The organism is Lentzea sp. NPDC003310 (assembly GCF_040610935.1).
Taxonomy (GTDB): domain Bacteria; phylum Actinomycetota; class Actinomycetes; order Mycobacteriales; family Pseudonocardiaceae; genus Lentzea.
This window is the reverse complement of sequence record NZ_JBEXNC010000025.1, coordinates 60,528-72,988: the sequence shown is the minus strand read 5'-3', so window position 1 is coordinate 72,988 and position 12,461 is coordinate 60,528. Positions and strand designations below refer to the sequence as shown.

The window sequence follows — 12,461 nt, the reverse complement described above, 5'->3', positions numbered from 1 at the left end:
CCCTGACTGCCCCGAATGTGCTTCGGTGGGTCAATGGTGTGGTCCGCGCCACAGGCTCACAAGCCTTGTTGACGAAGCCTTAGGGTTGCGGCTCTGCCGCGTGGTGACTAGCTGGAGGAGCCGCCGTCGACTCCGCCGGAGCCTTCGCCGTCGGTGCCCTGCAGGGCGGTGGAGAAGATCATTGCGCCTCCCAGGTCTGTCCGGCCCTGGTGACCGGACCGAGGCTCAGTCTCCTATTCGGACGGAACGAGTTTCAAGGAGACGGAGTTGATGCAGTAACGCTGATCCGTCGGAGTGGGGTACCCCTCACCCTCGAAAACATGCCCGAGGTGGCTGTGGCACGTCGCGCAGAGGACCTCCACGCGCTTCATGCCGAGCGTGCGGTCCTCGCGCAGGATCACCGCGTCGCCCGCGAGCGGCGAGAAGAACGAGGGCCAGCCGCAGTGCGAGTCGAACTTGGTGTCGCTGCGGAAGAGTTCGGCCCCGCAGGCACGGCACTCGTAGAGGCCCTCGGTCTTGGTCTCGGTGTACTCGCCGGTCCACGGACGTTCGGTGCCCGCCTGCCGCAGCACCGCGAACTCGGCGGGGTTGAGCTGGGCGCGCCATTCCTCTTCGGAACGCACGACTTTCGGGGTGGCGCCGACAACAGGTTCCATGTCTCTTTATAACTCCGGCGCGGGCCCAGGGCTTCCCGGCGGGCGTCCGGGGTGCGTCGGCGTAAGACCCCGTTAAGGTCTGCTTGTCGTTCGGGTCAGAAGATGATGGCGATGATGTCGCCGAGCGCGAACCAGATCGTGAGCAGCACGCCCAGCAGGATCAGGCCCACGACGATGACGGCGACGAGCCGCTGGTGGCCCGTCGTGCGGTTCGCGGAGTCCGCGAAGTCCTGCACGCCCTCCAGGTACCCCTCGACGGTGTAGCCGGGCCGTTGCCGCTGCATCTTGTCCAGATGGTCGGCGAACGCCCTGGTCTCGGGGTCTTGGGGGTCGAGGCCGATCAGCTCCTCCTGGAACCTCTCGTTCTCGTCCTTCGAATCGCCCATAACTCCCAGCGTAGTGGCTGCGGGTGAACATCCCGGTGTGCCGGGCGGCGGGGGCGGGAGTGACGGTTGACTCGCCCAGGGGTGTGGGGCGCCTGGCGGCAGGCGCCCCGGCAAGGCCCTGCTCAGCTCGCGAGCGCCAGCGACGGCTTCACCGCGCCCACCGCCCGCCCGTGCCCGAGCACCGGCACCGTGGCGAGCCCCTCGACCGCGTCCACGTCCACCCCGAGCCGCCGCAGCACCGCCACGACCACCACCGCGCGGGCCCGGGACGAGCCGTCCGCGATCTTCAGGGCCACGCCCTCGCCGGTCGGCAGACCCACCGCGTAGACGCCCTCGGCGCCGTCTTTCGCGATGACGCCGGGCAGGGCGTCCATGAGGACCGTGACGTCGCGGCCGGTGCCGCCCACCCACTCCGGGTGGGTGTTCATGGCGGTGGCCACGCGGTGTTCGAGGGTGCCCTCGGCGGCGCTCGCCAGGCGGCCGAACGCGCGGGCGAGGCCGGTGAGGCTGATGGCGAAGATCGGGGCGCCGCAGCCGTCCACGCCCACCTGGGCGACGGGCTCGCCGGCCACGTCCTCGATCGTGCGCCTGGTCGCCACCTGCAGCGGGTGCGCCGGGTCGAGGTAGTCGTGGGTGGACCAGCCGTTGGCCACGCACGTGGCGAGCATGGCGGCGTGCTTGCCCGAGCAGTTCATGTACTTCGGGGCCGCGTCCAGCCCGGCGGCGAGGTGCCGCGCGCGGGCCTGCTCGCCCAGCGGGAGGTCGGGGGTGCACTGCAGGGCCTCTTCACCGAGACCGGCCGCGGCGAGGATGCGCAGCGCTCCGGCCACGTGGAAGTCCTCGCCCGAGTGCGAGGCGCAGGCCAGGGCGAGCAGCTCGCCGTCGAGGTCGAGGCCGCTGCGCAGCATGGCGAGGGCCTGGAGCGGCTTGTTCGACGAGCGCGGGAACGAGACGTCGCCGGGGCGGCCCACGGACACCACGGCGGTGCCGGACGGGTCGGTCGCCACGACGGTGCCGTGGTGCACCGACTCGAGGAAGTCGCCCCGCCAGACCTCCGCCACAACCTCGTGCGCCATGTCGCCCCTCCAGGAAGTAGAAACTGCCAACTGTCGACAGTTGACACGTTCGCTAGTTTAGCGGGAGGACGGCCGGTGCCGTCCAGATCGGGAGACGAAGGTGACACCCCCTCTGCACCTCAGCCTGGCCGGGCAGGCCGTGGACGTCCTGCGCGAGCAGGTGCTGACCGGGGAGATCCCGGCCGGGTCGCGGGTCAACGAGGTCGAGGTGGCGCAGCAGCTCGGCATCAGCCGCGGGCCGCTCCGCGAGGCGATCCGGCACCTCGCGTCCGAGGGGCTGCTGACGCTGGTGCCGCACCGCGGCGCGTTCGTCCCCGACGCGACTCCCGAGGACGTCCGGGCGCTGTTCGAGCTGCGCACCGCCCTGGAGTGCGCGGCGGCCGAGCTGGCCGCGTCCCGGCGCACCGACGCCGACCTGGTGCGGCTGCAGGACGTGTGCGCGGAGAGCCGCCGCAACTACCGGGCCGGCCAGCCGTTCCCGTACCGGCTCGACCTCGCGTTCCACCAGTCGTTGCTCGACGCGGCCCGCAGCCCGTACATCGCCGAGCAGGTGCGGCTCGTGCAGCAACGGGTGGTGCTGCTGCGCAGCGCCCTCGCCGACGACCCGCCGCACCAGCGCGCGTCGATGGACGACCACGACGAGCTCGTCCTGGCGATCGCGGACGGTGACGCGGCGAAGGCCTCGACGGTGATGCGGCGGCACCTCTCGCGGGTGTGCGCCCAGATGCTCACGAGCGTGACCCACTAACTTCAGCGACATGACGTTCGGCGCCCGGCTGCTGCGGCACCGCAAGAACGCCGGGCTCAGCCAGGAGGAGCTGAGCGGTCGGTCCGGGGTCAGCGTCCGCGCGATCAGCGACATGGAACGGGGCCGCGCCCGCTCTCCCCAGCGCCGCACGACCGAGGCCCTGCTCGACGCGCTGGACCTCGGCGAGCGCGACCGCGCCGAGCTGCGCCGGCTCGCCAGGGCCGGCCGCGTCGCGATGGCAGGTCCGGTCTGGTCGCTGCCCCTGTACGTGGCGGATCTCGTCGGCCGTGACGCCGAACTCGACGCCATCGCGCGGAAGTCCAACGGCCTCGTGGTGCTGCATGGTGCGGCGGGCACCGGTAAGACGAGCCTCGCCGTGAGGGCGGCCCATCTGCTGGAGGGCCGCTATCCGGACGGTCAGTTGTTCCTCGACCTGGAGGGCTCCGCACAGCCGTTGCAGCGGTTGCTCAAGGACCTGGGTGTACCCGCGGAACACGTGCCGGAGGACGAGCACGGCCAGAAGCGGCTCTACCGGTCGTTGCTCGCGGGCAAGCGCCTGCTGCTCGTGCTCGACGGCGTGAACACGGAGGAGGAAGTCCGCACGCTGACAGCGGGTCCGGGCTGCCTCACCCTCGTCACGTCCCGGCGCAGGCTCGCCGGGCTCGCGGGCGCGACCTGGATCCGGCTCGGCGGCCTCACCGAACCGTGCGCCGTCGAGCTGCTCGCGTCGATCATCGGTGCCGGCCGCGTCGACGCCGACCGGGAGACCGCGCTGCGGCTCGTCCGGCTGTGCGGCTCCTCGCCGCTCGCGCTGCGGATCGCGGGCAACCGCCTCGCGAGCCGCCCGCGCTGGCCGCTGGGTCACCTCGTGGAGCAGATCGAGGAACGCCGCCTGGCCGCGCTCACGGCGGGCGACCTGGACGTGCGCGGCGCGTTCGAGGTGTCGCTCGCGCACCTGCCCGCGACGGCCCGGCTGGTGTTCCGGCGGCTCGGGCTCCTCGTCGGCACGCGCGTCACGCCGGACCTCGCCGCCGTCCTCGCGGGCAGCACCGTCGCGGAGGCCGAGCGGGCGTTGGAGGAGCTCACCGACGTGAGCCTCCTCGACGCCGATGACCACGGCTACGCGATGCACGGCCTCGTCCGGACGTTCGCCGACGGACTGATAGACGCCACCGACGACGACGCGGACCGCGCCATGCTCGCCTGGCTGCTGGAGACCACGGTGGCGGCGGGAGTCCTCTTCGGACAGACCGGCGACGCGCGGCGCGTCCACGCGGAGTACCAGCCCTTCCCCGACGTGGCCACCGGACGGCGCTGGCTCGACGACCACCGCGACCTGCTGCCCGAGATCGTCGAACGGGCGCAGGCGAGGCGGCTGCACGAGGAGGTGACCCGTGCGGTGATCGCCCTCTCCCACTACGCGGCCATCGAACCGGGCCTCGTCTGGGAACGCGTCTACCGCCTGGCTCTGAGGTCCGCGCGCGCTCCGTGGCAGGAGATCGTCGTGCGCGGCCAGCTCGGCTGGGTGCTCTTCGACGTCGCCCACCGCCCAGGGCCCGCGCTCGACGTGCTGACCGGTGCGGCCGCACTTGCCGAGCGGACGGGCGAGACGGGGCACCTCGGCTGGATCCGGCTGATCGCGTCGGCCGCGCACAGCGGGCTCGGTCAGTTCGACGAGGCCGAACGCGTGTGCCTCGAGGCCATCGAGTCGATGCACGAACCGATGGACGAGCACTACGCGAGGTCCGTCCTCGGGGTGCTGTGGCGGTCGATGAACCGCCCTATCGCGGCCGTGACCGCCCACGAAGAAGTGGCGAAGGAACAACGTGCCTATGCCAGCACCATCTACGAACTCTCCGCACTGGGCCGCACGCTCGGATGGCTCGGCCTCGCGCTGATAGACGTCGACCGGCCGGACGACGCGGTGGAGGTCCTCACCGAGGCCGAGTCCGTCTACGACCGCGCCCGGATGGCGTCTTGGCTCGCGACGACGCTGTGGCACCGCGGCCTCGCCCACCGCGCGGCGGAGCGTCTCGCCGAGTCCGACGACGACCTGCACCGGGCTCTGGCCGGGTTCCGCGCGATCGGTGACGGCGCCGGGGAGATCGAGCTGCTGCGCGCTCTCGCGGACAACGCCGAGTCACGGGGCGACCACAGCGCGTGCCGACGCCATCTGCGAGACTCGCTCGCAGCGTGCGAGCGGTGGGACACCGACGCCACGCGGGAGATCGCCGCCGAGGTGCGGAGGCGCTTGTCCGGAGGGTGAGGGATGCGGGCGACCACCTTCAGCGAGTTCCTGCGCTTCTACCGGCGCCGCAGGGGGCTCACCCAGGAGGATCTCGCCACCCGCACCGGCCTGGGCGTCCGCACGCTGAGCGATCTCGAACGCGGCCGCGTGCACACCCCTCAGGCGCAGACCGTCGACCTGCTGGTGCGGGGACTGGGGCTGCGGAACGAAGAGGCCGAGGGGTTCGTGGCGCTCGCACGGTCGCAAGAAGCCGTGCAGCCCCGTCCTGAACGCACGGACTGTGCGCCTCCTTCCGCCGAGAAGCTCATCGGTCGTGAGGCAGAGCAACGGCAACTGGCCGAGTACATCAACCGTGCGGCGGCATCGGCCGTGCTCGACGTCGTGGTCGTGCACGGCCCTCCCGGCGTGGGCAAGACCTCTCTCGCGGTGGACGCGGCCCACCGGTTCGCCGGCCGGTTCGCCGACGGCTGCCTGCACCTCGACCTGCGCGGCACGGACCCGGCTCCACTGTCCGCGGAACGGGCCACCGCGCGGCTGCTGCTGGCGTTCGGCGTGCCCGAGGCCAAGATGCCGTCCGATCCCGGCGACGGCCAGCGCCTCTACCGGTCGATGCTGCGCGAACGCACCGTGCTGCTCGTGCTCGACAACGCCGCGAACGAGGCCCAGGTCCGGCCGCTGCTCGCCGCGAGTCCCGGTTCGCTGGTGGTCGTGACCAGCCGCAACGTCCTGGCGGGCCTGAACAGCCGCGCCCGCGTCGACGTCGGCCCGCTGCGGCACGACGGCGCCGTCGCCCTGCTCGCCGCGACCGCCGGCGCCGACCGGATCCGGGCCGACGCCGAGTCCGCCGACCGGATCGCGGCGCTGTGCGGCGGGGTGCCGCTCGCGCTCGCCATCGCGGGCCGCACCACGTCGTCGTTGCGGCACCTCGCGGACCAGCTCTCCGACGAACGTGCCCGCCTCGACGCGCTCGCGTCCGGCGACGTCCAGGTCCGCACCGCGTTCGAGCTGTCCTACCGGCTGCTCGCCCCGGCCCCGGCGACGCTCTTCCGGCGGCTCGCGCTGGTCCACGGCCCGGACACGTCGGTCGAGCTCGCGTCCGTCGCCGCCGGGATCGACGACGTGGAGGCGTTGCTGGAGGAACTCGTGGACGCCAGCCTCCTGCGGTCGGACGTTCTCGGCCGGTACTCGTTCCACGACCTGATCCGCGACTACGCGCGCGAGCGTCTGCACGGTGACGAGGCCGACGTGGAGGTCCATCGGCTGCGCACGCGCGACTGGTTGCTCGCCACCGCGACCCGGCACGCGTCGGCGTTCCTGCCGGACGAGCAGGGCGCGCCCGACCTGGCCGGCGCCGACCGATGGCTGTCCGCCGAACTCGCGCACTGGCGCGGCGCGTTCCGCGAGGCCGTGCGGGACGGCGCGCACGGGGAGGTGCTGGCCCTCGCCCGGTCCCTGCACTGGTACTCCGACCACCGCGGGTCCGGCGAGCTGTGGCTCGAGGTGTACACGGCGGGTGCCGCCGCGGCGCGGGAGCTCGGCGAGGCGGAGCGGCACGCCCAGCAGCTCAACTTCGTGTGCTGGGTCTACGTGGTCCGCCTGACGAACATCCCCCTGGCCCGGCGGTGGCAGCGGGAGGCCCTGCGGGTGGCGCGGGAGTGCGGGTCGCTCGCGGAGGAGGCCTGGGCGCACTACTACCTGGCGGGCGTCGAGAACCGCGAGAGCGACTTCGCGGCGGGGGTGGCGCACGCCCGCCGGGCCGCGGAGCTGTTCCGCGAGGCGGGCCAGCCGATGAACGTGGTGATTGCGCTGTCGTTCACCGGCGTGCTGCTGGAACGGCAGGGGCACTTCGCGGAGGCCGTGCGGACGCACCGCGCCTGCATCGCGGAGGAACGGGTGCTGCGCGACGGTCAGCGCGGCGTCACGCGCGAGATCGCCGCCCAGCTGCTGCTGCGCCTCGCGGACGCCCTGGTCTCGGAGCACCGGCACGACGAGGCGTTGAGCGTCGTGGCCGAAGCCGAGGAGCTCGTCGGGCAGGGCGCGGCGGCGCTGCTGTCGATGGCGCGGCACACCCGAGGTCGCACGCTGCTCGCCGCCGGGCGGTTCGCCGAGGCGCGGCGCGAGCTGTCCGGGGCCGTGGAGGCGCTCATCGACCCGGAGGCCAAGGTCGCCGTGCTGATGGAGATCGCGGGCCTGTGCGACCGCATGGACGACCACGACTCCGCGATCCGGCACCGCGTGCGGGCGCTGGCCGAGAGCGAGGGCTACGAGTCGCCCGCCATGACCAGGCTGCAGCACGACCTCACCGCGGTGCTCGGCCTGTCAGCGTAGGACGGTGCTCAGGAACGCGTCGGCGTCGAACCGCTCGGACCCGGCCGGCACGAGCCGGTAGGTGGCGTCGAGGAACTTGCGCAGCGTGCCCGCCGGGACCCGGAACACCGTCAGGTGCCGGTGCGAGAGGAGCTCGAGCACCAGCACCCGGCCGGAGAGCGGCCGCAGCCGCACGTCGCCGTCGCCCGCTCTCAGGCTCATGCCCTCGGCGAGCAGGTCCCGGCCCATGACCCAGGTGGCGACCGAGCCGCCCGAGTGGAACCTCATCGTCACCGCGAAGGGGTCCTCCGACCGGTAGAGCAGCTCGGTCTCGACCGGCGCCGTCGAGCCGTTCGGCCGGACGAAGTCGAAGACGGTGCGTGACGCGACCCTCATCGCAACTCCTAGAGGTGTTCTGATGTCTACACAAGGCATCACGTAATGGGCACCGAAATGGTTCACGGGATCGTCTTGTCATTACCTGTTGATTGGTTGAACGGTTTTCGCGTTCTTCCGGTCGCATCGGTGTCCGATGATGTGCGAAGGGGCAGACCTGCGGAACTTCTGCCGGTGCTTCTGCATGGTCCCGACGAGCCGCCCACGATTTGCTGGACGGCATGGTCGCCCCTCTTCGCCCCGGTCACGACGGTCTCGTCGGCACCGCCGTGCGCAGGGCGGGAGGGCTGCTCGTGGGCCGGGAGCGGGAGATCGCGGTCCTGACGGAGGCGCTGGGCGGTGGCGCGCGCTCGTGCGTTGTGCATGGTGCAACTGGTATGGGGAAAAGCGCATTGTTGTCGGTCGCCGCGTCGATCGCGGTGCGCAGCGGGTTGCGGCCCGTTCGCGGATTGCGCGCGGTGACCGGCGTCGACAGCCACACGGTGCTCGTGGTCGACGACGTCGAGAGGCTGGGCCCGGAAGAATCCGAACGGCTGGCGCGGTTCCGGGGTGCCGTGCTGCTCGCCGGTGACTGCGACCCGGACGTGCTGGGGGTCGTGGACGCCGTGCGGGTGCCGTTGCGGCCGGTCGGCGCCGAGGCGGTCGCGGAGATGGTCCGGCGGCGGTTCGACGAGGACGTCCCGCCGGAGGTGACCGCGCTGTGCCTGGAGTACAGCGGTGGCGCTCCCGGGGTCCTGAGCGACGTCCTGGACCTGGTCGGGGACCTGGCCTCGCTGCCCGCCGCGCTGCCGGGGCTGCGGCTGCCGCGACTGCTCAGGGCCGTGCGCCGCGGCTGGGAGGTGCTGGACGCCGACGCGGTCGCGGTCGCCCGCGCGCTCGCCGTGCTGGGGAGCGCGTCGCTCGACGTGCTGGGTGAGGTGGCCGGCCTGGACTCGTTCCGTGCGCTGGCTGCGTTCGAACGGCTCGTGGACGCACGTCTGGCCGTGGACGAACCGATGCGCGTGCGGTCACCTGCACTGCGTCACGCCATACGGCACGAGATGGCGCCTCAGTCGCGTGAGTCCCTGCATCGCGCAGCCGCCGAGGTGCTGCATCGGCGGTGCGACCCGTCCGCCGCCGTCGCGGAACACGTAGTGGCGTGCGCTGAGCCTGTAGGTGCGCAGTGGGTGGCACCTGTGCTGCACGGCGCGGCACAGGTGCACCGTGCGGCGGGACGAGCCGAACTCGCGGCACGGTGTCTGCGCGCGGCTCTGCGCGAGCCGGCGACCGCGGAGATCGCGGCGCAGGTGGCGACGGGCATGGCGGACCTGCACCTGCGCTGCGGCATCCCGCCCCGCGCGGGCGAGCTGGCGCGGCAGCGGTCGGCGGCGGGGGAGTGGTTCGCCGCGGTCGTGCTCGACTGGCAGTGCGACGAGGACCTGCAGGGCTACGCGGAGGCACCGGTCGTCCCCGACGATCCCGAGCGGGTCCTGCGCGACCTGCCGGAGAACGGGCCGCGGGTCGTGCCGCTCGCGCTCGCCGGACTCGGCCTGCTGCAACGGGGTGCCGAACGGGTCGTGCTCGACCTCGCGCCCCGGTTGCGGGACCGGCTCGACGGCGCGGAACGGGACTGGCTGACCGCGCTGGAGATGTGGGCCCACCGGGCCGGCGGTGACCACGCCGCCGTCGTCCGGCTGATGGGCGACCTGGCCTCGGCGTCACCGTCACGGGGCTGCGTGGCGCTGGGCGCTGCGGCGTTCGTGGCGTCCTGTGTGGACACCGGCCGGCCCGGCGACGCCCGGGAAGCACTGGTGCGCCTGGGGTACACGGGTGCGTTGCCACCGGCGTGGGCGTGCGCGCTGCTGCTGAGGCAGCGGGCTCGCATGCACCTCGCGCTCGGTGCTCCGCGCGCCGCGCTCGCCGACGCCGACCGCGCGGGTGCCGCCGACCTGGCGGAGGAGGCGAAGGCGGCGCTGGGCCGGCAGCGCCGGCCGGTGCGCGGGATCGCCTGGGACAAGCTGACGCCGCACGAGTCGCGCATCGTCTCGCTGGTGCTCGAAGGCGAGACGAACCGGGCGATCGCGGCGCGGTTCGGTGTGACGCAGCGGGCGGTGGAGCTGCACCTCACTCGCGTGTACCGCAAGGTCGGCATCAGCAGGCGGGTGCAGCTCTCGGCGGTCTTCGGCGTCGCTTAGAGCAGCCCGGAGCGCAGTGCCCACGCGACGGCGTGCACCCGGTTGCGCAGCCCGAACCGTTCCAGCAGCTGGTGCAGCGCGTACTTCACGGTCCGCTCCGAGCAGAAGAGGCGGGCGGCGACCTCGGCGATCGTGGCGCCGTCGGCCAGCAGCCGGAGCAGCTGCAGGTCGCGGTCGTTCAGCACCGGCGCGCGTTCCTGCACCTGCTGGCCCCCGACCAGCAGCTTGATCAGGCGTTCGGCGTTGACGTCGGCCCGCCGCAACGGCAGCGCGAGCCCGGCCTGCGCCGCGATCGACGGCGTGAGGTCGTGCACGCGTGCCGCGATCACCACGATCTTCGCGGAACCGCAGGCCCGCAGCCGGGCGGCCTGTTGCGCGCAGAGCTCGTTCACGAGGGCCAGCAGGACGTGGGCGTCCGAGCGGTCCTGCACCACCCGCACGCGTGGGGAGTTCTTCAGCAGGTGCGTCACGCCGGCCGCGCTGATCAGGTCGCGGGACTCCACCGCCACGCGCACCGGTTCGATTCCGGAGTCCACGGTTGCCAGGGCACTACTCATGACACGATCGTGCGAAGTTTCAGCGGCCGTCCACTTCGGAAAACCGAACCGTTCCGAGCAGTACCTGCCGGCCGTTCGCGACCGTGCGGAACTCGCCGGTCGGCCATCGCTCGATCCGCAGCTCGTCGCCGGGCGTCACGGGTGCGGTGAAGCGGGCGTGCAGTTCGGTGAAATCCAGGCCCGCCACGGTGATCCCGAGCGTGCACAGGCCGTGCAGGACGGGCCGCGCGAACCCGGCCCGGCGCGCGAACTCCTCGTCGTGGTGCATCGGGTTGACGTCGCCGGTCTCGCGGTAGCGCAGCGCCTGGTCCTCGGTCGTCTGGAAGAAGACGGTCTCCGGGCGTGAGGTGGGCACGGCGAACTCGCGCTTCTCACCCCGTTCGCCGCCGAAACCGCCTTCGCCCTTGACGAAGCACGACGACCGCGTGCTCGCGTACTCGGACTCCCACGTGCTGACGACCAGCGCGCCGGAACCCTTGTCGTAGATGTGCTCGACCTTCTTGGTGACGACCGTCGAACCCTCGGTGGGGAACCTTCGGTGCAGCCACAGGGACTGCTCGGCGTGCAGGACCTGGGTCATGTCGGCGCCGGTCAGGCCGAGCTGCGGGCCGCCGTGCTGCAGCACCGGGATCGCGAACGCGGGGGAGGGGCCGCCGGCCGCCGCCGCGTACACCTCGGCGTCGCCGGACGACCAGGTGCGGACCTGTCGTTCGACGACGCCGAGGATGCCGTGGTCGAGCGTCACCCCAGCGTGCCGCGGATGTTCGCGTGACCCTTGAGGAGGTTGCGGGCGATCGTGCGGCGCTGGATCTCGTCGGTGCCCTCGTAGATGCGCAGCAGTCGCAGCTCGCGGTACCAGCGCTCGATCGGCAGCTCGCGGGTGTAGCCCATGCCGCCGTGGATCTGCAGCACGCGGTCGACGATCTCGTTGGCCTTGATGCCGCCGTAGAGCTTCGCGATCGACTGCGCCTGCCGCGAGTCCTGCTTCTGGTCGACGAGCCACGCGGCGTGCAGCACGAGCCAGCGCAGCGCCTCGATCTCGACGGCGGAGTCGGCGATCATCCACTGGATGGCCTGGTACTCGGCGATGGGCTGGCCGAACGTGACGCGGTTCTTGGCCTGCTCGATCGCCATCTCCACGAGCCGCTCGACGCTGCCGAGCGCGCGGGCGGGCAGCAGGTAGCGGCCCTGGCCGATCCACTGCATCGCGAGGTGGAAGCCCTTGCCCTCCTCGCCGAGGATGTTCTCGTGCGGCACGCGGACGTTGTCGAACACCAGCGCCGCCGGGCCCCACTGACCCATGGTCGGGATGGGCTCGGACTTCCAGCCCATGTCGCGGTCGACGAGGAAGCAGGTGACGCCGCCGTCGGCGCCCTTCTCCTTGTCCGTCACGGCGAACACCATGACGAAGTCGGCCTCGTTGCCCTGCGTGATGAACGTCTTCTCGCCGTTGATGACCCACTCGTCGCCGTCGCGGACGGCGGACGTGCGGATGGCCTTGGCGTCACTGCCGGCGCCGGGCTCGGTGATCGCGAAGCACGAGACCCGTTCGCCGGAGATCGTCGGCAGCAGGTAGCGCTGCTTCTGCTCGTCGTTGCCGTGGAACAGGATGTTGTCCGCGTAGCCGCCGAAGCGGAACGGGACGAACGACCGGCCGAGCTCGGCCTCGATGAGCGCGGTCATCATCGCGCCGAGGCCCATGCCGCCGTACTCCTGCGGCGTCAGCACACCGAAGAACCCGGCCTGCTTGGCCTTGTCCTGCAGCGCCTTGAGCTCGTCGCGGGACAGGCCCGGCCGGCCCGCGCGCTCGCGGCGCAGCACCTCGGGCTCCAGCGGGACGATCTCCTTGCGCACGAAGGTCCGCACCCAGTCGCGGATCTCCTTCTGCTCGTCGTCGAGCGTGAAGTCCATTG

The 12,461-nt window shown here is 72.2% G+C and carries 11 protein-coding genes; 4 read left to right on the top strand and 7 right to left on the bottom strand.

Features of this window, described 5'->3' with window-relative positions; genetic code table 11:
* Positions 1–233: 233 nt before the first annotated feature.
* The 3 genes from msrB to ABZX02_RS38950 all read right to left on the bottom strand — a co-directional run bounded on the left by msrB (position 234) and on the right by ABZX02_RS38950 (position 2,118).
* Positions 234–656 (bottom strand): peptide-methionine (R)-S-oxide reductase MsrB, encoded by a 423-nt coding sequence (gene msrB, locus ABZX02_RS38960; RefSeq protein WP_355306301.1) that lies wholly within the window; start codon positions 654–656, stop codon positions 234–236.
* A 95-nt stretch (positions 657–751) separates the two neighbouring features.
* On the bottom strand, positions 752–1,042 hold the full coding sequence (locus ABZX02_RS38955) for a hypothetical protein (RefSeq protein WP_355306299.1): 291 nt from the start codon (positions 1,040–1,042) through the stop codon (positions 752–754).
* A gap of 122 nt (positions 1,043–1,164) precedes the next feature.
* On the bottom strand, positions 1,165–2,118 hold the full coding sequence (locus tag ABZX02_RS38950; RefSeq protein WP_355306297.1) for an asparaginase: 954 nt from the start codon (positions 2,116–2,118) through the stop codon (positions 1,165–1,167).
* 100 nt (positions 2,119–2,218) lie between these two features.
* Between ABZX02_RS38950 and ABZX02_RS38945 the strand changes: the two genes are divergently transcribed.
* From ABZX02_RS38945 to ABZX02_RS38935, 3 genes are read left to right on the top strand one after another with little or no spacing between them, the layout of a single operon-like run.
* Positions 2,219–2,866: a GntR family transcriptional regulator gene (locus ABZX02_RS38945; RefSeq protein WP_355306295.1), complete on the top strand. Its 648-nt coding sequence runs from the start codon at positions 2,219–2,221 to the stop codon at positions 2,864–2,866.
* 10 nt (positions 2,867–2,876) lie between these two features.
* A complete protein-coding gene (locus ABZX02_RS38940) occupies positions 2,877–5,132 on the top strand; it encodes a helix-turn-helix domain-containing protein (RefSeq protein WP_355306293.1) in 2,256 nt (751 codons plus the stop codon).
* Positions 5,133–5,135: 3 nt separating this feature from the next.
* On the top strand, positions 5,136–7,442 hold the full coding sequence (locus tag ABZX02_RS38935; RefSeq protein ID WP_355306291.1) for a helix-turn-helix domain-containing protein: 2,307 nt from the start codon (positions 5,136–5,138) through the stop codon (positions 7,440–7,442).
* Here the strand turns inward: ABZX02_RS38935 and ABZX02_RS38930 are convergent.
* Positions 7,434–7,817 carry an SsgA family sporulation/cell division regulator gene (locus tag ABZX02_RS38930; RefSeq protein ID WP_355306288.1) on the bottom strand — a complete coding sequence of 128 codons (384 nt, stop codon included), beginning with the start codon at positions 7,815–7,817 and terminating at the stop codon, positions 7,434–7,436. The two genes, ABZX02_RS38935 and ABZX02_RS38930, sit on opposite strands and share 9 nt — an antisense overlap.
* 221 nt (positions 7,818–8,038) lie before the next feature.
* Here ABZX02_RS38930 and ABZX02_RS38925 point away from each other — a divergent pair, with 221 nt between their 5' ends.
* A complete protein-coding gene (locus ABZX02_RS38925; RefSeq protein WP_355306286.1) occupies positions 8,039–9,991 on the top strand; it encodes a LuxR family transcriptional regulator in 1,953 nt (650 codons plus the stop codon).
* Here the strand turns inward: ABZX02_RS38925 and ABZX02_RS38920 are convergent.
* The 3 genes from ABZX02_RS38920 to ABZX02_RS38910 are packed head-to-tail and all read right to left on the bottom strand — an operon-like array spanning position 9,988 to position 12,459.
* Positions 9,988–10,548, bottom strand: a complete 561-nt coding sequence (locus ABZX02_RS38920) for a helix-turn-helix transcriptional regulator (protein WP_355306284.1) — start codon at positions 10,546–10,548, stop codon at positions 9,988–9,990. The genes ABZX02_RS38925 and ABZX02_RS38920 overlap by 4 nt on opposite strands.
* Positions 10,549–10,567: 19 nt before the next feature.
* The gene (locus tag ABZX02_RS38915) at positions 10,568–11,293 is read right to left on the bottom strand and encodes a MaoC/PaaZ C-terminal domain-containing protein (RefSeq protein ID WP_355306282.1); all 726 of its coding nucleotides are present in this window, start codon (positions 11,291–11,293) and stop codon (positions 10,568–10,570) included.
* The gene (locus ABZX02_RS38910; RefSeq protein ID WP_355306280.1) at positions 11,290–12,459 is read right to left on the bottom strand and encodes an acyl-CoA dehydrogenase family protein; all 1,170 of its coding nucleotides are present in this window, start codon (positions 12,457–12,459) and stop codon (positions 11,290–11,292) included. The genes ABZX02_RS38915 and ABZX02_RS38910 overlap by 4 nt, the downstream gene beginning before the upstream one ends.
* Between the last annotated feature and the right edge of the window lie 2 nt (positions 12,460–12,461).

Bases quoted from the DNA above. Each gene is read 5' to 3' on its own strand.
- ABZX02_RS38935 (WP_355306291.1), top strand. From the start codon at position 5,136: ATGCGGGCGACCACCTTCAGCGAGTTCCTGCGCTTCTACCGGCGCCGC.
- msrB (WP_355306301.1), bottom strand. From the start codon at position 656: ATGGAACCTGTTGTCGGCGCCACCCCGAAAGTCGTGCGTTCCGAAGAG.
- ABZX02_RS38920 (WP_355306284.1), bottom strand. From the start codon at position 10,548: ATGAGTAGTGCCCTGGCAACCGTGGACTCCGGAATCGAACCGGTGCGC.
- ABZX02_RS38910 (WP_355306280.1), bottom strand. From the start codon at position 12,459: ATGGACTTCACGCTCGACGACGAGCAGAAGGAGATCCGCGACTGGGTG.
- ABZX02_RS38930 (WP_355306288.1), bottom strand. From the start codon at position 7,817: ATGAGGGTCGCGTCACGCACCGTCTTCGACTTCGTCCGGCCGAACGGC.
- ABZX02_RS38950 (WP_355306297.1), bottom strand. From the start codon at position 2,118: ATGGCGCACGAGGTTGTGGCGGAGGTCTGGCGGGGCGACTTCCTCGAG.
- ABZX02_RS38940 (WP_355306293.1), top strand. From the start codon at position 2,877: ATGACGTTCGGCGCCCGGCTGCTGCGGCACCGCAAGAACGCCGGGCTC.
- ABZX02_RS38955 (WP_355306299.1), bottom strand. From the start codon at position 1,042: ATGGGCGATTCGAAGGACGAGAACGAGAGGTTCCAGGAGGAGCTGATC.
- ABZX02_RS38925 (WP_355306286.1), top strand. From the start codon at position 8,039: ATGGTCGCCCCTCTTCGCCCCGGTCACGACGGTCTCGTCGGCACCGCC.